Here is a 19,299-nt window from a genome sequence, read left to right as displayed (position 1 = left end):
GAGACAGCATGAAATTGCACCAAAGTCTTAAATCAAAAGTATGTATTCTGCTGACCTTGATGGTGGGCTTTTCGGCCTATGCTCAAGATATCGAGCAAGAGGTCGAAGCCGCCGACGATGTTGAGATTCAACAGCAGCAACAAGCCCCGGCTGACTTTGACGATCTAACACCTGTAGAAACCACCGACATGGACGAAGAGTCTGACCCCTTCGCGGAAGAATCCACAACAACATCTGAAGAAACCTCCACCGCAGAAACGGAAGAGGTTGCGCCAGCTCCTGAGGAGCCCGCTGTGATTGAGGCTCCGGTTCAAAGATATGCCGAGCCGACGCCAAGCCCGGCCTTGGAAAACCTTCCTCTGGTGGAAGTGCAGATTCGTCAGGACAATCTGGCTGACTACAAAGTCCGACGTGAAAATCACGGCACGTATGTATCTTTTGACTACGAGGCGATAGAGTTTAAAAACTTCATTTCCACTTTGGACGGACAGTCTTATAAGGCTGTTTTTGGTTCTGATACGGTGAACCTGATTCAGCTGGGCGTGGACTACAAATACAACTTCATGCTGGGCTCTTGGGCGGCGGGTGCTTTCTATGGCGTCGGGAAAGTCGACGGCAATAATGATCGCAGTCTTGAAATCACCAAGTACGGCATAGGTTTCAAATTCACAGCCGACATGCTGATGAATGAACCCTACATGGCACCTTATGTGGGCATCAATGTCTGGCAGATGGGTTTCTCCGAAAAAAGTGCGACGGATTCATTCTCGGCCACAACCCAAATGGGTTATAACTACACCGTGGGATTGTTGATTCAACTGGATTGGATCGATTACGAAACGGCGAAGCAGAGCACATTCAGCTGGGGACTTGAGAATACCTTTATTGATGTCTATGCGACCCAGTACGCCAAAACCGAAGCCCCCGATGATCCAGACACCACCACAGACTTCCTGTTTGGCGGCGGTCTTCGTTTGGAATTCTAGATAAGTCTTAACAGAGCATCGATTTCTTCGTGAACCGCGGACCAGGTGATGGTGCTCATTTTGATGTTCAAGCGGTTGTCCGGGGTCAGTGAATACTTTTTGCTTTCACGGATTGCCAGCTGAATCACCTTTTCTGGGCTCAGTTTGGTCTTTTCGGTGAAGATCAAAGAGATGGATTTGAGTCCGGCACTGATATCACGAACACCCAGTTCTTTGCACTGGCGACGAATCAGCATAAGGCCCATCAAATTCACGGTTTGTTCCGGGATCGGTCCGAACTGGTCACGCAGTTCTTCTTCGATGCGATCCAGATCCTCGTTGGACGTGATATCCGCCAAGGCTTTGTAGTAACCCAGACGAATGCGGATGTCTTTGATGTAAGCATCCGGAATGAGCGCCGGAATTTTCAAATTCAGTTCCGGATCCAGATCCATGTCTTCAACGGACTCACCCTTGGCTTCCGCCAAAGCCTCATTCAGAAGATCCATGTACATTTCATATCCAACCGAGTTGACGTGACCGGATTGTTCCTCGCCCAAAATATTTCCGGAACCACGAAGTTCCAGATCGTACTGGGCAATCTTGATGCCGCTGCCAAGGGCGGTGTTTTCCTGAATGATTTTCAGACGCTCTTGCTGCTCTTTATCGAGCTTGTGATTTCTTGGCATCATCAAATAACAGTAAGCCCGTGTTTTGGACCGGCCCACGCGTCCGCGCAGTTGATAAAGCTGGGACAGGCCAAACAAGTGCGCCGTATCAATAAACATGGTGTTCGCACGTGGCACGTCCATTCCGGATTCCACAATCGCCGTACACACCAGCACGTCAATTTCGTGATGGAAGAAGGCCAGCATTGCTTTTTCAAGTTCGTGCTCTTCCATCTGTCCGTGGGCCACACGAATCCTTGCTTCCGGCACAATCTGACGAATTTCATCGACCAGGCCATAGATGGATTCAATGCGGTTGTGGATGAAGTACACCTGACCACCGCGAGAAATTTCCGCAGTGATGGCTTTGCGAATGGTTTCCGGATCAAACTTCGTTACAAACGTTCGAGTGGGCAGACGATCCACGGGAGCCGTGTTGATCAAACTCAGATCGCGAATGCCCACCAAAGCCATATTCAGCGTGCGCGGAATCGGTGTCGCTGACAACGTCAGGGTGTCGACGCTGGTTTTGATCTTTTTGATTTTCTCTTTATGAGTGACGCCGAATTTTTGTTCTTCGTCGATAATCAAAAGTCCCAGGTCCTTATAAGCAATCGAGGAACCCAGCAGTTTGTGCGTGCCCACGATCAGATCGACTTTGCCGTCTTTCAAATCCTGCAAAGTCTTTTTCACTTCAGCCGGAGTCACAAAACGATTCAGCACGCGAATATCCACCGGCCAGCCTTCGAAACGTTTTTTGAAGGTTTCAAAGTGCTGGAAGGTCAAAACAGTGGTCGGTGCCAGCACCGCCACTTGTTTGCGGGCTTGAATGGCAAAGAACGCCGCGCGCATGGCAACTTCCGTTTTACCGAAGCCCACATCGCCGCACACAAGCCGATCCATGGGCTTCGTGGACTTAAGATCTTTGCGGATGTCATTGATGGCGCGAAGTTGATCGTCGGTTTCCTCATACGGAAAACCGTTTTCAAACATCAGCACTTCGTCTTCTTTGATCACAAAAGCCGGGCGGTGCATTTCTGCGCGTTTGGCATATAAAGTCAGCAGATCCGCGGCGATGTCGCGCACATGGGACTTCACCTTGGCTTTGGTTTTCTCCCAGGCAGTACCGCCCAATTTATCCAGGATGCTGGTTCCGGCGCCGGAGAACTTTTGCAGCTGACCCACGCGGTACACGGGCAGATAAAGTTTGTCTTTATCCTTGTAGCCGACCTGAATGTATTCAGATTCGACGCCGCTGATATTCATGATTTTCAGGCCTTCATACTGGCCGATCCCGTGTTTGGTGTGAACCACCAGATCCCCGGGCTTCAAATCACCGAAAGACAGACGCTTGGCCTGCTTTTGGAAATCCTGCGCGCCGCTGGATTCTTTAGCCCGCTGTTTTTTGCCGTAAAAGTCCTCGTCGCGCAGGAAGATGATCTTTTCTTCCTCCAGACGCAGGCTTTCGGCAAGGTATCTCGGCACGATGTGAACGATGTTTTGTTCACGATCCTGTTCCTGCAGCCACGAATCCCAGCGGTATTCATCGCTGCTCGTGCGAACGGCTTTAAGTTCCAGTTTTTCAAACACCAAAGACAAGCGGTCGATATGAGACTGATTCTTGGTGCTGACAAAGATGCGATAACCCTCATCACGCCAGCGATGAAGTTTGTTGGTTGCGGCCTGCAACCACTGCTCGGTGCCGACCGCGTTGGCTAAAGCCAGGTTTGTAAAATCCTGAGTCATTGCCGTACGATATTCAACGCGGGAATCATCCGAGTTTTCTTCGTCAAAGTATTCCAAGGAAGAGAAATACACCTGGCGAGAGTTGAGCGGATAGGCCAAAGCTTCAAAGTTCACGTAGATGTCTTCAAGCTCCGGACGAATCACGTGAGCGTCGCTGGTGCGGTGATCGGCTTTGAGTTCCGCCCACATTTCATCAGCACAGCGAGAGATCTCCACCGGATCCAGGAACCACAGATTTAAAGCGCCCGGGAAATGATCGGCTGGCGTGGCCAGTTCGCCGTAGAAATAGGGAAGCAGGAATTCAATGCCCGGAAAGGCATTTTTTAACACCAAGGATCGCAGGGTTTCTTCGGCCTCCGCCTTATCCACCTTGCGGCCCTCAAGCGAAGCGCGCACCCGTTGCAAAAGGCGCTCGTGCGTTTCATCGCGATAAAGAACTTCGCGGGCCGGAGTCAGAACAAAGGATTGGATCTCGTCCGAGCTTCTTTGGTCCGCCACACTGAAATGACGAAGGCTTTCCACCTGATCCCCGAACAGATCCATGCGCACGGGCTGATTTTCGGTTGGTGGATAGATGTCCACGATACCACCACGAACCGCGAACTGACCCTTGTCTTCAACCATCGGAGCCGCGGTGTAACCCAAGGACGAGAAATAGTCCGAAAGGTTCTCGGGAAGCTCATCCCCGGCGCGAACTGTTTTGGAGTGATCCTTCAGGATTTTCACCGGAAGGGTTTTCTGCATCAGTGCGTCAACTGAGGATATGAAGATTTCTCCGGCTTTGGCCGACTGAGCTTTTGCCAGGAAACGAACCCGGTCGGCGACGACTTGGGTGTTGGGATAAAGACCCGAGTAAGGTGAAACATCGAAAGCAGGCAGAATATGGCTTTGACGACTCGGGTCGAAGAACTCCAGCAAGGCTTGCAAAGTCACTGCTTCGCGATGACTACCAACCACAACAAGATGCGGCAAGCCGTTGATTTTTTTAGAGTAAGTCTGCGACAAAAAGTAAGCAAGCGCCAGCGGAGACGCCGCCCCGGTGACTTGAATCTTTCCGCGAGTTGTTTCAAAGGCTCTCTCCAGGATGGATTCGAGTCTTGTGTGAGTGCTTTCGGCTTTCATTTGGTGGGCTCATCTTGCCACGCTTATCGCCTTGTTTCCATTCATATTTCTTGGTTTTCACTGACGACACATATATAACTAATTGAAATCCAAATAATAACGACAACTTTGGAGGGACTAGTGCCACTCGGTGGAGTCATATTCATCGTCATTTTCATTGCTCTTTTTGGAGCCTTTTTAGTTTGGCTTGCTGCCAACATTACTGGGACAAAACCGGTATACAACCCTGTGAAGTACGAGCCTTACGAGTGCGGTATTCCTGGTATTGAGAAAAAGGAAACAAAGATTTCTGTTAAGTACTATCTAACAGCGATCCTGTTCATCCTTTTCGATATCGAGATTATCTTCATGTACCCTTGGGCGATTTCATTCCGTGAGTTCATCGCGACAGGCGAAGGCACATTTGTCTTCGTTTCCATGATGATCTTCATCGCGATCTTCATCTTCGGGCTGTTCTGGGAAGTTAAATCTAAAGCTTTGGAATGGGACTAAGCGATGGGAATGGGTAAAGATATTTTCGAGATAACCGTCAACGGTTTAAAACTGGTCGTCATCTTCCTGATGATGGTTCAAGCAGTGCCTATTTTGGTTTGGCTTGAGCGCCGTGGCTCCGCATTCATTCAGGATCGTCTGGGTCCGAACCGCGTGGGTCCTCTGGGTCTGGTGCAGCTTCTTGCCGATGCGGTGAAGTTCCTGAACAAGGAAAACTTCATGCCGCAAACTGCGAAGCCGTTCCTGTACTATGCGGCTCCGATTTTCGCGTTGATTCCGGGGGCAGTGGCTTTCTCTGCGATTCCGCTTTCTTCTCCGATTCAGGTAGGCACCTTTGAAATGTTCGGCTCCACTTGGGGTCCTTACACTTTCCTGGTTCAGGGTTATGATATCGGCGTGGGCATTGTGTTCATCCTGGGCGTCAGCTCATTGGCTGCTTACACATTGCTGATGGCGGGCTGGGGTTCCGGCAACAAGTACACCTTGATGGGTGCGCTTCGTGCTTCCGCTCAAACGATCTCTTACGAACTGGCTTTGGGTCTTTCCATCGTGGGTGTGATCATGCTTTATGGCACGTTCAACCTGACGGAAATGACACTGGCTCAGCAGGGTCCTTTGGCGTTCTCTTTCCTGGGTCACACGATCACCGCAAACTGGCTTCCTAACTGGGGTATTTTCTATCAACCAGTGGGCGCTTTGTTGTTCTTCTCGGCCGCGTTTGCGGAATCCAACCGTCTGCCATTTGACTTGGCGGAAGGTGAGTCCGAGCTGGTAGGTGGTTTCCACACTGAGTACGGCGGTTTCAAATTCAACATGTTCTTCATCGGGGAATACGGTCACATGATGATCGCTTCCGGTCTGATGGTGCTGTTCTTCTTCGGCGGTTACACGATCCCTTACGTGTCTGTGGCTGAGCTGAATGAATGGGCGGCGGGTGTTGCTTCCACAGCCGGCAAGGCAAGTGCCCTGGTGGCGTTGATCCATTTCCTGGTGTTCAACATCAAGTTTGGTTTCTTCATGTGGGTCTTCATCTGGGTACGTTGGACTTTGCCTCGTTTCCGTTACGATCAGCTGATGGATCTGGGTTGGAAGACGATGCTTCCTTGGGCTTTGGCAAACACCATTATCACAGCCTTTGTGATCTACATCGCATCTTTGTAAGGAGTTAAAATGACAGCAGATGCATTTCTTTTCTGGTTTTTAGCGTTTGTCACTCTGGCCTCCGGCCTTAGTGTCATTTTGATGTCCAATCCGATCTACTCCGCTTTGTGCCTGGCGATGACCATGGTGGGAATCTCCGCATTGTTCGTGACTCTGAATGCCTACTTCATCGCGGGCGTTCAGCTGATTGTCTACGCCGGTGCGGTCATGGTTTTGTTCACGATGGTGATCATGCTCTTCGACTTGAAAAAAGACGTTCAGGCCTTCACTCGTGGCAAGTTCACGGGTGTGGTTAAGATCGCCTCTGTCGGCCTGTTTGCAGGCTTGGTAGTGGGTGCCATCGCCATGTCGGTGAATCTGATGGGTGAAAAAACCACTGATAATCCGGTGCTGGTGGGTACAGGCATGGAATCAACCAAAGCTTTGGGACAGATCTTGTTCACCAAATACATCTTCGGATTTGAGGCTTTGGGCGTTCTTCTTCTGGTAATTGCAGTGGGTGCCGTTGCTTTGGCACGCAGTAAAGGTGGAACACATGAACACTGAGTTCATCAATAATATCGGCCTGACTCATTACTTGGTTCTGGCTGCACTTTTGTTTGTTATGGGTATGGCGGGCGTTCTTCTTCGCCGTAACGTGATCGTTCTTTTGATGTCCATCGAGTTGATGCTGAACTCTGTGAATCTGACTTTCGTGGCTTTCAGTAAATACCTGGGCCTGTTGGATGGTCACATCATGGTGTTCTTCGTTATGACTATCGCGGCTGCGGAAGCGGCAGTGGGTCTGGCGCTGGCAGTATCCATCTTTAAACGATTCAACGAAGTGAATATTCGCTTCTTTGAGCACTTGAAAGGATAGGGGATAAGCTGTGAATCATTCTCTATTAATGGCAATCCTGATTCTGGCTCCATTCATTGGTTTCCTGATCAACGGTGCCAGATATAAAAAACACTCTGGAAATGTGGCTGGCTCCATCGCAACGGTTGCGGTGGCGATCTCCTTTATTTCCGCAATCCTTCTGGTTGTGGACCTGGTTTCCATGCCGGCTGAAGCCCGCCGTATTGCGGTGAGCTTCTTTGAGTGGATGGCGATTGATAAGTTCAAGGTCAACGCCGGTTTCGTCGTCGATCAAATCAGCGCCATCATGATCCTGGTGATCACCGGTGTTGGTACTTTGATCCACTTGTTCTCTATCGGTTACATGCACCACGATAAAGGTGTGGCGAAATACTTCGCTTACCTGAATCTGTTCATCTTCAACATGTTGTTGTTGGTTCTGGGTGACAGCTTGCTGGTGATGTTCGTGGGTTGGGAAGGCGTGGGCCTTTGCTCTTACTTGCTGATCGGTTTCTGGTTCACGGACAAAGAAAAAGCGGCGGCAGGTATGAAAGCCTTCATCACCAACCGTATTGGTGACGCGGCCTTCTTGCTGGGTATGTTCGTTTTGTTCATCACCTTCGGCACTTTGAACTTCTCTGAACTGAATGCATTGGCACCGACTGTGGCTGAATCCTCCTGGTTGGGGGCTTTGACTCTGGGTACGATGTTCCTGTTCATCGGGGCGACTGGTAAATCCGCACAGATTCCTTTGTACGTTTGGCTTCCAGACGCGATGGCCGGTCCAACACCGGTTTCCGCCCTGATCCACGCGGCGACAATGGTGACTGCCGGTGTGTACATGATCGTTCGTCTGAATCCACTGTTTATTATGGCTCCTAACACGATGATGGTTATTGCGATCATCGGTGCGGCGACCGCGGTGTTTGCAGCGACTATCGGTATCACTCAAAACGACATCAAAAAAGTTCTGGCTTACTCTACGGTGTCTCAGTTGGGCTACATGTTCCTGGCAGCCGGTGTGGGTGCGTTCGGGGCAGCGATGTTCCACTTGATGACTCACGCGTTCTTCAAAGCCCTGATGTTCCTGGGTTCTGGTTCTGTGATTCACGGAATGCACGAAGAACAAGACATCCGCAAAATGGGTGGTCTTAAAAAGTACATGCCAATCACACACATCACTTTCCTGATGGGCTGGCTGGCGATCATCGGAACTCCGCTGTTCTCCGGTTTCTTCTCTAAGGATGAAATCCTGGCTTACGCATTCCACTCTCCAATGGGTTCTCCGATCCTTTGGGCGGCGGGTGTGTTGGGTGCGACTTTGACGGCGTTCTATATGACTCGTTTGATGGCGCTGACCTTCTGGGGCAAGAGCCGAGTTTCTGCTGATGTTCATCCGCACGAATCTTCTGCGATCATGACAATTCCACTGATCATCCTGGCGATCCTTTCTGTGATCGCGGGCTGGATTGGTGTTCCTCATGTTATCGGTGAGCACCTGGGTCACATGCCGAACTTCTGGGAGCACTGGTTGCACCCGTTGATTTCTCCGATCCCGGGCTGGACAGCGATTGATCACACAACGGAATGGGTTCTGATGGGCTGTTCTGTGGGTCTGGCGACTGTATCTGCAATCGTGGCTTATCAGTTCTATGTGAAGTCTCCAGAGACTCCGAAGAAGATCGCTGAAAGCATCAAGCCGGTTTACAACATGGTTTACAACAAGTACTTCGTGGACGAAGCCTACTTTGGTTTCATCATCAATCCGCTGGTTACTTTGAGTAAAAACACCTGGTACTACATCGACGTGAATTTCATCGACAAGATGACTTTCTGGGCTGGAGATCTTGTGCGCGGCATGGGTTCCTTCGCCCGCTCGATTCAGACCGGAAATATGCAACAATACGCGATGTACATCGGCATCGGTGTGGTTGTGGCCCTTTCATTTGTGATCATGAGGTAATGTATGATCCTGAGTAGCATTGTTTTCCTACCTCTTCTATTCGCGCTGTTAGTTGCGATCTGGCCTAAGGCGAACACCGTTCGCCATCTGGCTTTGGGTCTTTCCGTGATTGAATTCATCGTGAGTCTTTCCCTGTTTAAAAACTTCGACGCTTCCGCGACGGGCTTGCAGATGGTGGAAAAGTTCATGTGGATTGAACGCTTCGGCATCCAGTACTTCATGGGTATCGACGGGATCTCTTTGTGGCTGGTTCTGCTGACCACGTTCCTGACCCCGATCATTATCCTGGCAAGCTGGACATCCATCACTGAGCGAGTCAAAGGCTTCCACGTTTGTATGTTCATCCTGCAAACGGCAATGCTGGGCACTTTCCTGGCAATGGATGCAGTCTTCTTCTATGTGTTCTGGGAGCTTTCTCTGGTTCCGATGTACTTCATGGTCGGTATCTGGGGTGGCGCTCGCCGTATCTACGCAACAGTGAAATTCTTCATCTACACGATGGCGGGTTCTGTACTGATGCTGGTGGCGATCATCTATATGATGTACCTGACTCAGGAAGCGACTGGGCAGATGAGCGCAAGCTTGCTTGATTTCTATCAGTTGCAGATTCCGTTTGTGGGCGGCACGTTCTTCAGTTTGCAAACACTTCTTTTCTTTGCCTTTGCATTGGCTTTTGCGATCAAGGTTCCGGCATTCCCGGTTCATACTTGGTTGCCGGATGCCCACGTTGAAGCTCCGACTCCAGGTTCTGTGATCCTGGCGGGTGTGATGCTGAAAATGGGTACTTACGGTTTCATGCGCTGGGTGATTCCTTTGTTCCCAGAGGCTTCTGAATACTGGGCTTGGTTGTTCATGCTAATCGGTACTGTGGGCATCATCTATGGTGCTTTGGTGGCGATGGTTCAGCCAGATGTAAAGAAACTAGTGGCGTACTCTTCCGTATCCCACATGGGTTATATCCTTCTGGGTCTGTTTGCGTTCAACGCTTATGGCATGGGTGGTGGTCTGTATCAGATGCTGAATCACGGTATCTCAACCGGGGCGCTGTTCATCCTGATTGGTATGATCTACGAAAGAACGCATTCTCGTGAAATCTCCAAATACGGCGGCTTGGCGGGTGTGTTGCCAATCTTCACGATCTTCTTCTTTATCATTACTTTGTCCTCGATCGCGGTTCCAATGACCAACGGTTTTGTGGGCGAGTTCTTCATCCTTCTGGGCACCTACCAGGCTCATCCGGTCTTTGCTTACTTCGCAGTGTCCGGTGTGGTTCTGGGTGCGGTGTACATGTTGTGGATGTTTAAACGTGTGTTCTTCGGCGAGCAGGGTGAGCTGGTTAAAGACGAGCATCATCCGCTGCATGACCTGAATGCGCGTGAAATCACAGTTCTGGTTCCATTGGTGATCATGGTGTTCTGGATGGGTCTGTTCCCGAATCATTTCCTGAACTTCTCTAAAGCCAGCATCGATCATTTGGTGAACAACAGAAGCAATTATAATCTGACGATTGTTCAGCCGGGCGCCTCTGAAGTTATGCACGCGCAAGGAGGTAACTAATGAATATCAATATTGGTCTTAGCGACGTGCTTTTGATCTCTCCGATGATCGCGTTGTTCCTGGCAAGTCTTTTGCCAATCACGATGAAAGTTCTTCGTGGCAACCGCGAACAACACGCTCTGATCACTTTGGGTCAGGCTTTGATGGGTATCGTGGCAGCGGTTGTTTTGCTGGTGGTCTTTGGTGGCTCTGACAAAACTGCGTTCAACAACGGTCTGATCTTCGACGGTGTGACCCAGTGGATGGGTATCATTGCCCTGGCTGGTGCGGGTGCCGCGATGGTCATGATGTACGAAAATCCTTCGACAACCGGCAAGCAGTTCTCTGAACTGATCTTCCTGGCGATGAGCAGTGCTGTGGGGATGTTGATCCTGGTTTCCGCGGTGGATCTGTTGATGGTCTTCATCGGTCTGGAAATGATGTCTTTGGCGCTGTACCTGATGATCGCAATGAGCCACGAGGAAAAACTTTCCAAAGAAGCGGCTTTGAAATACTTCATCCTGGGTTCTTTTGCGTCAGCCATCTTCCTGTACGGTGTGGCTTTCATCTTCGGTTCTACCGGTGGCACCAACATCCTGAGCTTCATGGACAACGCTGCTGAACTTGTTCAGACCAGCCGTTTGTTCCTGTTTGGTGTGACTTTCGTAATCCTGGGCTTCTGCTTCAAGGTTTCGATTGCTCCATTCCACGCTTGGACTCCGGACGTTTACCAGGGGGCTCCGACTCCGCACACAGCCTTCATGGCCACTGCGGTGAAAACAGTGTCCTTTGCGGCGTTCTTGAGAATCATCGCAACCAAGTCTTTGACGGGTTCTGATCAGCTGTTTGATATCCTTCAGTGGATGGCTGTTATCACCATGATCGTGGGTAATGCCGCAGCTATCATGCAGAACAACTTCAAACGCATGATCGCTTATTCTTCTGTGGCTCACTCCGGTTACCTGATGGTGGGTTTGATCACGGCGGGTGTCAGCGACAACGGTGCGTTTGGTGCTTCGGGTGTGATCTTCTATCTGCTGGCTTACGGTTTGATGACAATCGGTGCGTTCGCGATTGCGGCGATGCTGGAAAAATCTGAAAACCACATCGTGAACATCGATGATCTGGCTGGTTTTGCGAAACAACGTCCGATGCTGGCGCTGTGTTTGACGGTGTTCCTGCTTTCTTTGGCGGGTATCCCACCAACACTGGGCTTCTTCGGTAAGTTCTACATGTTCAACGCGGCTATCGGTGAAGGTCTTCTGTGGCTGGCTATCTGGGGTATGTTGAACTCTGTGATCGGTGTTTACTACTACCTGCGCCCAATCGTTGTGATGTACATGAAAGAAGGAAACGCGGAAATCGCGGGTCATTCTTTGAATGCAACCACAGTGACGGCAGTGGTTATGGCTCTTGCCATTGTTTTGATGGGCTTTGTATCTGGTCCCATCTTCTCTGCTGTCGAAAAAAGTCTGTTGTAGGACTTTCGCCTTGTGAACAGGGCTGGATCTGAGAATAAGACATAACTAAAGCCTCGGTGAACCCGGGGCTTTTTTATTTTCCAAAAAAGGGTTGGTCACTGAAGCGGCGGACCTTATCCTATCAGTCTATGAACACCAAGTTTCACGATCTGATTTCTGAAGCCTCGAAAGTTGTCCTGGATAAGAATGTGGAAATCCGTCTGGCCATGACATGCCTGCTGGCCGGTGGACATCTGCTGATCGAAGATCTTCCGGGTGTGGGTAAAACCACTCTGGTGCAAGTGCTGGGAAAACTGACCGGCTTAAAAACTCGTCGCATTCAATTCACCATTGATCTGCTGCCTGCCGATGCCATCGGCGGTCAGGTGTTTCATCCGCAAGAACAGAAATTTGTATTTCACCCAGGTCCTTTGTTTTCCCAGATGGTGATGGCCGATGAATTAAATCGCGCCAGCCCGCGCACACAAAGTGCACTGCTGCAGGCGATGGAGGAAGGCGAAGTGTCTGTGGATGGAACCACATGGCCCTTGCCAAAACCTTTCTATGTGATCGCGACCCAAAATCCCCATCAACAGACCGGAACCTTCCCGCTGCCAGAAAGTCAGCTGGATCGTTTCTTGATGAGTTTGGAACTTCATCACGCATCGAAAGAAACCGAGGTGCGTCTGCTGCAAGGGGAGGATCCGCGCGGACGACTGCAGAAGATTTCGGCCCTCTTCACCTACGGTGAAATTGAAAATGCACTTAGCGTTGTGCAATCCGTGACCGTGTCGCCAGTGGTGGCTGGATACATTGCTGAAATTTTGGAGCGTTCCCGCCGGGCAGGCTTTGAAGGAGCACCCCTTTCCACTCGTGCCGGCATGGCTTTGGTGCGGGCTGCGAAAGCGTGGGCGTTCTTGGAGGGACGTGACTATGTTCGTCCCGATGATGTTCAACAGGTTCTGGTCCCCGTGCTAGGACACCGACTGGGAGGAAATCATGGCATCAAACGAGGTCGTGAGTGGGCCCATGCCCTTCAAAAAGCGACTCCAGTCCCTGTTTAAGAAAAAGAAAAGAACTTACATTATGCCATCCCGATTCGGATTGGCGTTTGGGGTCATGGCCCTGACGTTGTTTTTTCTGGCTGTGGGATATGCGAACAATCTGATTTATATTTTCGTGTTCTTTCTGATCTCGGTCGCATTCACCGGGATTCTTCTGACCAACAAGAACATGGACGTCGTTCAGGTTGAGGGACTTGAAAACGAAGAGCTGTTTTCCGGTGAAGAAGGACTGCTGCGGATTTCTTTGGAAAACCCTTCCGTGACTCCGGCTTGGGATGTGGAAGCCATTCTGGGGAAAGACAAAAACACGATCCGCAAAACGTCCATCAAACCCTTGTCTCATGGGGACTTGCAGATTCCTTATCGTCCTGCCACTAGGGGCTGGGTGAAACTTCCGCGCATCACTTTGCAAAGCACTTTCCCGTTTGGACTTTTGCGGGCGTGGAAATACATGACCTCTCAAGATTCGGTGTTGGTGTATCCGGCAAGATCAGGGGAAAAACAATTTCCGACGGACGCCATGGCTGGTGAAGGGCAGCAGGCCACGGGACTGTTTCGGGATCATCGCAATTTTCAAAGTGCGGATTCACTCAGTCGTATCGACTGGCGCGCCAGTGCCCGAAGGCAGGATCTGCTGGTGAAAAACTATGAAGAGCCTGAAAAACCCGCTTTGCATTTCAACTGGGAACAGACCGAGAATCTTTCTGACAAAGAATCCCGCATCAGTCAGCTGTGTCTGTGGGTGGATGAAGCTGAACGACAGGGTTTTCAGTATTCATTGAGCGTCGGTGCGCAAGAGATCAAAAAAAACAAAGGCCCGCATCACCGTGAAGAGTGTCTGACATTGCTGGCGCTCGCGCAGACCGAGGTCTTGTCATGAAAAGGCAGTTCTTCACACAAACCTCCCTGGCATTTTCATTTATCACCGCGATGGTGATGGTGGGGCTGGAAGTGTCCCCGTGGGTGGCGTTGTTTTCACTGGGTCTTTTGATCTGGAAGTGGGGAGTTGAAAAACTTCACTGGATAAATCTTTCGCGCAAAGTGACGGGGGGATTAAGTGTTTTGTTGCTAGCGCAGATTCTGGTGCAGTACCGGACCCTGATTGGTCAGGATCCTTCGTATACATTTTTGCTGGGTCTTTCCGCCTTGCGCGTGATGGATTATGAAAACGAACGGGATCATCGTTTCCTGGTGCTTTTGGGTTTTGTTCTGATTTCCATCAAAGCTTTGTTCAGTCTGGATATCTATTGGATCGTTCCTTCGGGTCTGGCGTTTGCGGGTTTGTGGTATTCATTGTTGTCACCAGAACTTCCTCAGCGTGGAAAGATTCTATTAAAGGTCTTTGCGCTTTCGGTTCCGGGTGCGGTGGTGTTGTTCTTTGCGTTTCCCAGATTCGTGCTTCCGTGGGCGATGTCGCGTGGGGAAGCCACCGGGCAGATTGGTTTTAGTGAAGAATTAAATCCCGGGCGCGTGGCGGAACTTGCCGGCGTGGCCAATATGGTGTTTCGTGCGAAGCTTTCTGATCTGCCGATAAAATCCAGTCAGGAACTTTACTGGCGTGGATCGGTGCTGATGAATTCCCGGGGCTTAAGCTGGCGACCGGGAATGCTCGGGATCAAACCACGAAGCGAAGCCGAAGTTGATAAACCCACCGACAAACACTATGAAGTCGCCCTGGAACCCCATGCGAACACCTTCTTGTTCGTGCTTGAGGGCACCGAACAGGTGCAGTTGGAGATCGGAAATTCGTTTTCACTTAACGCCTCGGTGTTTCGCAGTGCCCGGCCTTTGATGACCACGACCGTGTATCGCGGGCGCTGGAATGAAAGCTTCCTTGATCGTCAGACCCCGGATGAAGAGTATCTGAAAATTCCGGAACTGCGCGGGCAGGTGGCCGACTGGGTGAACACCACCAAAGAAAAGCACCCCACACCGGCGGCAAGGATTGAAGCTTTGCAGGCTTTCTATCAGGGAAATGACTTTACCTATACTTTGAATCCTGGTGCTTATGGTGGAGCGAACGAACTGGAATCGTTTTTGTTCTATCGAAAACGCGGCTTTTGTGAACACTTCGCCGGCAGTTACGCGACCCTGGCCAGGGCTTTGGGGATTCCGGCCCGGGTGATCGTGGGGTATCAGGGGGGCAGATACAATCCGATGGGGGAATTCTGGCGGGTCAGTCAGCGCGATGCCCATGCCTGGGTTGAAATTTTCAACGATGGCCGCTGGCAGCGGGTGGATCCAACCCAATGGGTGGCACCTTTACGTTTGGTCATCGGAGCCGAAGAGTTCTTCAATCTGTCGGAAGAAGATCAGAAGGTGTTCGCCCGGGATATCCAATGGCGCCCGAAGGCGGGTGATGGAATCACGTTGTGGGACCGTGCGGGCTTTTTGATGGATGATCTGAACTATCGATGGACCTACTTCCTGGTGGACTTCGATCGCACGTCTCAGAAAAACTTCTGGCAAAGTTTGGTCGATCTGAAGTTGCAGCTGGTGGTGGGTTTAATCTTCGTGGGGATACTGTGTGTTTTGATTTTCCGCAGTCTTTTCAGAAACAAAGGTTTACTGAACGAAGAACAAGTTCTGTATCACGCGGTTTTAAACTGGGGCAAAAAACAGGAAATCCTTCCGGAAGAGGCTGAAACACCATTGCAGTATCTGGAGCGTTTGGGGAAAGAGCATCCCTCCAAAAAAGCCATCTTAAGCAAGGTCAGTGACTACTATGACCAGAAGGCTTACGCAAAAAAGGACCTTTCCGGAGAAGGATCCAAGATCTTGGCGGAATGGAAAGAGGCCAGCCGGAACTAAATGTCGTGCTGGCGAAGGGCATTGATCCCGGATTTGAAACCGATGCGCACGATGCGCGCCAGGATTTCCGGATTCAAACTGAAGTGATCAACAAAGAACATCTCATAGTTCTGCGGGCGCGGAGCCACATAGATGTAATCCACTTCCGGACGATAGTTCACACGATTCCTAATGATTTCAAGGATCTTGTCCCGGTGTTCGCCCGGCAAGTTCTGCTGCTTGAAATAACCATCGACCGCATTGTAGATACCGCGGATGTCGTTTTTATACTGGATATGACGGGTGATCTTCTGCTGCACCACCTGGTAAAGCGCCTGATTGGCGATCAGGGGAATACCATAGTCATGAAGTGAGCCCATCTCTTTGGTGTAGTGATAAGGCTGAATGGAATATGAGGAAATCACCAGATCAGCTCCATAGTCCGCCGCCACGTGGGTGGAAAGCGTGTCGCGAATCTCGCCATCATAATAGAAGATCTCTTTACCGTCCGGGCGTTTGATTCCGTACGGAGAAAACACCGGAGGCAAAGCCGTCGAACAAGCCACCGCATCACTGATGGTCGCATAGTTGATGTACTTGGTGGTGTCGGTTTTGAATGATTCCGGGAAATTCCCGAAGATGGCCTTACGGGTGTGGTTCAGCTGAGTTCCGATAATGAAGAGCTCAACCCCCAAACGGGCAAAGTCGTTGTCGACCAGAACTTCTTTGCGCAGATAGTTCTCGATCCCTTTGGTTGAAAACAGACCGTTTAGTTTCAAACCGTTTTTCAAAATGGATTCGAGGCCCCCGGTGACCAGGGCTTTTTCCATGATCGAACGTGGGATGAATTTCATCAGGCCGGAAGAGTTTAAGTTAAACAGGCTGCGATAAGAAATCGGCTTCAGATAACGAAGGTCGGATTTATCAAAGGTGGGGTCTGACCCCGAACCAACCTGGAAAGCGTTGATCAAAGATTCCACTGGATAACCAGCGGCAAGAACCGAAGCGACAAACGCCCCGGCGCTGGATCCGACATAAAGACGGATCGTCATCGGGTCATCGGACCCGAAGTTCTGACGCACCATCTCTTTGGTGCCGCCGGCAAATTTGAATCCCTTTTCTTGAAGGGCCAAGCAAACCCCGATGTGGAAGGCGGCGGCTTTGATGCCTCCACCACTTAAAACCAGGGCCACTTTCTTTTTATCTCTGATACGCATATAGCTAATTTAAATTATCGGGTCTTTGGTCAAAAGGCGCAAAGAATTCTTTTATTCCACCAGAAATCCATGACTTAGGGTTGCGTAGTCAGACTTTGGTCTAGTGAATAGGCAATGATTAACCAGATCAAGGTCCTGAATTTAGTTGAATTTGAGTAAGTGTTCACACAAAATTTGACAGACTGAAGTCCTGTGATAATGTTGACTACGCAAGCTGAGTAGGGATACCACCTTCCTAAAAGGCTAGCTACTGAAGCTTCGGCGCCACCGAGGCAGAAAGTATAAGAGGATTTAATGAACGTTGAGAGCTACGGTTCTTGGTTACCGCTAACGGACTACTCTACTAAGTACAAAATTAGTGTGAGTACCCTCCGCCGACGAATCAAAGCCGACGACATTAAGTTCCGCTTTGAAGACGGCAAGTACTTCATCATGGACGAACCGATGGGTACCCATCAAAGAGTACATCGCCCCTCCCAAGAAAGCGACCTGGCTTTGGTGGGTGCTCATCAAGGAATGATGAAAGGTTATGAAATGGCCACTTCAAAGGACGAAACAAAGACCGCAGACCTTGCCGACAAAGTGGTAAAGGTGAAAAACGATGAGCCCATCCTGACAGCGGCCAACAAGCTGCTCAATGAGCTCAAGAAGGCCTACACCCAGATCCTTCATGAAAAAGAGGAGCAAATCCTCCACCTGAAGGAAGAAGTGACGGACCTGAAAACTCTTGTTCGTGTTCTTGAATCCGAAAATGACCGTCTAAAAGGTTTTAAACAATAGTAAGAAGGGCTGAGAAATCAGCCCTTTTTGTTTTAAGCCGTCAGACTCCCCGGAGCGGGGGAGTTCAGAATCTTGGCAATTTTGCAGGCAAAGCCCACGGAAAAATTCCCGCTGTCTGCCGAAAGTGCTGATCCCAGGGACTTTTTAATTTCATCAATATCAGGCCTTTTTTCGCCCATGCGCACCTGGGTTCGGCAGTCCAGGTCCCAGCACAGTCGCACCAACATGGATTCCTCGGTCAGTTTGTCGGCGCGGGGTCGGTGTGGAAAACCTTTTTGGTCAGACCTTTCGTGGCTCATTAAAATCATGTCCTTGATGGCTTCGGTTAAGGGAAGCCGGCGGGACAGACAGTTGTTCAGGCTGTAGATGGGATGTTTCTGGTATTCCATCTGTTCTTCGGCGTCGAGTTCACCCATGGCGTTGTTGCGAACTTTGCGGGCTGTTGAGGGGCTGAACTCAAGATACCCGATGTCCGCCAAAAGGGCGCCGATCATGACCTCTTCGGCCAGACCGATCTGGTTTTGGGAACTGAGTATGCCGGCATAGGCGGCGATGGCGGGTGATCTTTCCACCGAGCCAAAGTCCCCGACGGCGGAGCTGGCAACAACCTTCCAGGGGTCCGGGGTGTTAATCAAAGAGCCGTGCAGTTCATAGGCGAACTTGCGGCACAACTCATAGACTTCTCTGCCGGCGGCAAAAGAGGCCCCCGAACTTTGATCGCTGATAAGAAGAGTCAGATCCAGAAAGCTCTGATTAAGCTGCAGAAACTTCGCCCGGCATTGGCGCAGCAACCCGGCTTCGTCATCGGCGCGGTAGCTGTTGGAATATTCCAGCCATGCACTGAGATCCTTGCGGGGAATAAACAAATCCCCGGCTGCCGCATACTTTTCAAGGAAGTCTTTGCTGAGTCTGGCTTCGGGTTTGAGAACCTTCAGAAAGCGGCGGTTCATCGGGAGCAGGTGAAAAAGAGCAAATGGCAGCTGGGTGCCCTCAATCAGATCCAGAGTTTTAATGGGAATGAATGCGGAGCGAATCACCTGGCTTAAAGCAAACTCGGTTTTACAGGAAGAGAAGTACTCGGTCTCCATCATCACCAAAGAGGCCCCGGAGGACTTGGCGATGCGTGCATCTTCCGGCGGAAGTTTTGAACTGATGACCACAAGAATATAGCTGTCCGGCGCGCCCTGCCGCGCCACTTGCACAAGACCGGCGACCTCGTTGGGCTTTTCAAGAAAGCTGCAGTCTAACAAAACTGAGGTGATACCCTTGAAGCTCTCAGCTTCTGTAAAAAAATCTTCATCACTTCGAAAGACGTGGGATTCAAACTGAAAAGAAGCCGCGATATCCATCGCCCGTCCACAAAACTTCTGATGGGGAGACACTATGGCCAGATCGAGTGTGCGCATAATTAACCTCTAAAGAGATCATGCGCTTAGGTGGACTGAATAAACAGACTGCTTGGTCCTAGATCCCGTGAAGGTTTCCAGGACTTAATTC

At 50.4% G+C, this 19,299-nt stretch carries 15 protein-coding genes; 12 read left to right on the top strand and 3 right to left on the bottom strand.

The features are described from left to right. The first annotated feature begins 8 nt into the window (after positions 1–8). A complete protein-coding gene (locus BD_RS17825) occupies positions 9–986 on the top strand; it encodes a hypothetical protein (RefSeq protein WP_041583669.1) in 978 nt (325 codons plus the stop codon). Here BD_RS17825 and mfd read toward each other — a convergent pair. Next, on the bottom strand, positions 983–4,501 hold the full coding sequence (mfd, locus tag BD_RS17820) for a transcription-repair coupling factor (protein WP_011166191.1): 3,519 nt from the start codon (positions 4,499–4,501) through the stop codon (positions 983–985). The genes BD_RS17825 and mfd overlap by 4 nt on opposite strands. Before the next feature lie 228 nt (positions 4,502–4,729). Between mfd and BD_RS17815 the strand changes: the two genes are divergently transcribed. From BD_RS17815 to BD_RS17770, 10 genes are all read left to right on the top strand, one after another. Further along, positions 4,730–4,993 (top strand): NADH-quinone oxidoreductase subunit A, encoded by a 264-nt coding sequence (locus BD_RS17815; RefSeq protein WP_231839226.1) that lies wholly within the window; start codon positions 4,730–4,732, stop codon positions 4,991–4,993. Between the two features lie 9 nt (positions 4,994–5,002). Continuing rightward, the gene (locus tag BD_RS17810) at positions 5,003–6,154 is read left to right on the top strand and encodes a complex I subunit 1/NuoH family protein (protein ID WP_226987860.1); all 1,152 of its coding nucleotides are present in this window, start codon (positions 5,003–5,005) and stop codon (positions 6,152–6,154) included. Between the two features lie 9 nt (positions 6,155–6,163). Beyond that, positions 6,164–6,700: an NADH-quinone oxidoreductase subunit J gene (locus tag BD_RS17805; protein ID WP_011166188.1), complete on the top strand. Its 537-nt coding sequence runs from the start codon at positions 6,164–6,166 to the stop codon at positions 6,698–6,700. Next, positions 6,690–7,013 carry an NADH-quinone oxidoreductase subunit NuoK gene (nuoK, locus tag BD_RS17800; protein WP_011166187.1) on the top strand — a complete coding sequence of 108 codons (324 nt, stop codon included), beginning with the start codon at positions 6,690–6,692 and terminating at the stop codon, positions 7,011–7,013. The genes BD_RS17805 and nuoK overlap by 11 nt, the downstream gene beginning before the upstream one ends. 28 nt (positions 7,014–7,041) lie before the next feature. Beyond that, a complete protein-coding gene (gene nuoL, locus BD_RS17795; RefSeq protein WP_041583668.1) occupies positions 7,042–8,955 on the top strand; it encodes an NADH-quinone oxidoreductase subunit L in 1,914 nt (637 codons plus the stop codon). A 3-nt stretch (positions 8,956–8,958) separates the two neighbouring features. Then, positions 8,959–10,512 carry a complex I subunit 4 family protein gene (locus BD_RS17790; RefSeq protein WP_011166185.1) on the top strand — a complete coding sequence of 518 codons (1,554 nt, stop codon included), beginning with the start codon at positions 8,959–8,961 and terminating at the stop codon, positions 10,510–10,512. Next, positions 10,512–11,972, top strand: coding sequence for an NADH-quinone oxidoreductase subunit N (locus BD_RS17785; protein ID WP_011166184.1), 1,461 nt, complete (start codon positions 10,512–10,514; stop codon positions 11,970–11,972). Before BD_RS17790 ends, BD_RS17785 begins: the two co-directional genes overlap by 1 nt. Positions 11,973–12,100: 128 nt before the next feature. Continuing rightward, the gene (locus BD_RS17780; protein WP_041583667.1) at positions 12,101–13,015 is read left to right on the top strand and encodes an AAA family ATPase; all 915 of its coding nucleotides are present in this window, start codon (positions 12,101–12,103) and stop codon (positions 13,013–13,015) included. After that, complete coding sequence (locus tag BD_RS17775) at positions 12,951–13,895, top strand: DUF58 domain-containing protein (RefSeq protein ID WP_231839225.1); 945 nt, start codon at positions 12,951–12,953, stop codon at positions 13,893–13,895. The genes BD_RS17780 and BD_RS17775 overlap by 65 nt, the downstream gene beginning before the upstream one ends. Then, positions 13,892–15,826, top strand: coding sequence for a transglutaminase TgpA family protein (locus tag BD_RS17770; RefSeq protein ID WP_011166181.1), 1,935 nt, complete (start codon positions 13,892–13,894; stop codon positions 15,824–15,826). The genes BD_RS17775 and BD_RS17770 overlap by 4 nt, the downstream gene beginning before the upstream one ends. On the opposite strand, the gene BD_RS17765 is transcribed toward BD_RS17770, so the two are convergent. After that, a complete protein-coding gene (locus tag BD_RS17765; protein WP_011166180.1) occupies positions 15,823–17,022 on the bottom strand; it encodes a patatin-like phospholipase family protein in 1,200 nt (399 codons plus the stop codon). The genes BD_RS17770 and BD_RS17765 overlap by 4 nt on opposite strands. Before the next feature lie 294 nt (positions 17,023–17,316). Between BD_RS17765 and BD_RS17760 the strand changes: the two genes are divergently transcribed. Continuing rightward, positions 17,317–17,802 (top strand): hypothetical protein, encoded by a 486-nt coding sequence (locus BD_RS17760; RefSeq protein ID WP_011166179.1) that lies wholly within the window; start codon positions 17,317–17,319, stop codon positions 17,800–17,802. Between the two features lie 32 nt (positions 17,803–17,834). Here BD_RS17760 and BD_RS17755 read toward each other — a convergent pair whose 3' ends face one another. Continuing rightward, on the bottom strand, positions 17,835–19,208 hold the full coding sequence (locus BD_RS17755) for an HD domain-containing phosphohydrolase (protein WP_011166178.1): 1,374 nt from the start codon (positions 19,206–19,208) through the stop codon (positions 17,835–17,837). Positions 19,209–19,299: the final 91 nt, after the last annotated feature.

Source organism: Bdellovibrio bacteriovorus HD100, assembly GCF_000196175.1.
Taxonomy (GTDB): domain Bacteria; phylum Bdellovibrionota; class Bdellovibrionia; order Bdellovibrionales; family Bdellovibrionaceae; genus Bdellovibrio; species Bdellovibrio bacteriovorus.
The sequence above is the reverse complement of the archived record's forward strand: the minus strand, read 5'-3'. Positions and strand labels throughout refer to the sequence as shown.

Bases quoted from the DNA above. Each gene is read 5' to 3' on its own strand.
- BD_RS17825 (WP_041583669.1), top strand. From the start codon at position 9: ATGAAATTGCACCAAAGTCTTAAATCAAAAGTATGTATTCTGCTGACC.
- mfd (WP_011166191.1), bottom strand. From the start codon at position 4,501: ATGAAAGCCGAAAGCACTCACACAAGACTCGAATCCATCCTGGAGAGA.
- BD_RS17810 (WP_226987860.1), top strand. From the start codon at position 5,003: ATGGGTAAAGATATTTTCGAGATAACCGTCAACGGTTTAAAACTGGTC.
- BD_RS17805 (WP_011166188.1), top strand. From the start codon at position 6,164: ATGACAGCAGATGCATTTCTTTTCTGGTTTTTAGCGTTTGTCACTCTG.
- nuoK (WP_011166187.1), top strand. From the start codon at position 6,690: ATGAACACTGAGTTCATCAATAATATCGGCCTGACTCATTACTTGGTT.
- nuoL (WP_041583668.1), top strand. From the start codon at position 7,042: ATGGCAATCCTGATTCTGGCTCCATTCATTGGTTTCCTGATCAACGGT.
- BD_RS17790 (WP_011166185.1), top strand. From the start codon at position 8,959: ATGATCCTGAGTAGCATTGTTTTCCTACCTCTTCTATTCGCGCTGTTA.
- BD_RS17785 (WP_011166184.1), top strand. From the start codon at position 10,512: ATGAATATCAATATTGGTCTTAGCGACGTGCTTTTGATCTCTCCGATG.
- BD_RS17780 (WP_041583667.1), top strand. From the start codon at position 12,101: ATGAACACCAAGTTTCACGATCTGATTTCTGAAGCCTCGAAAGTTGTC.
- BD_RS17775 (WP_231839225.1), top strand. From the start codon at position 12,951: ATGGCATCAAACGAGGTCGTGAGTGGGCCCATGCCCTTCAAAAAGCGA.
- BD_RS17770 (WP_011166181.1), top strand. From the start codon at position 13,892: ATGAAAAGGCAGTTCTTCACACAAACCTCCCTGGCATTTTCATTTATC.
- BD_RS17765 (WP_011166180.1), bottom strand. From the start codon at position 17,022: ATGCGTATCAGAGATAAAAAGAAAGTGGCCCTGGTTTTAAGTGGTGGA.
- BD_RS17760 (WP_011166179.1), top strand. From the start codon at position 17,317: ATGAACGTTGAGAGCTACGGTTCTTGGTTACCGCTAACGGACTACTCT.
- BD_RS17755 (WP_011166178.1), bottom strand. From the start codon at position 19,208: ATGCGCACACTCGATCTGGCCATAGTGTCTCCCCATCAGAAGTTTTGT.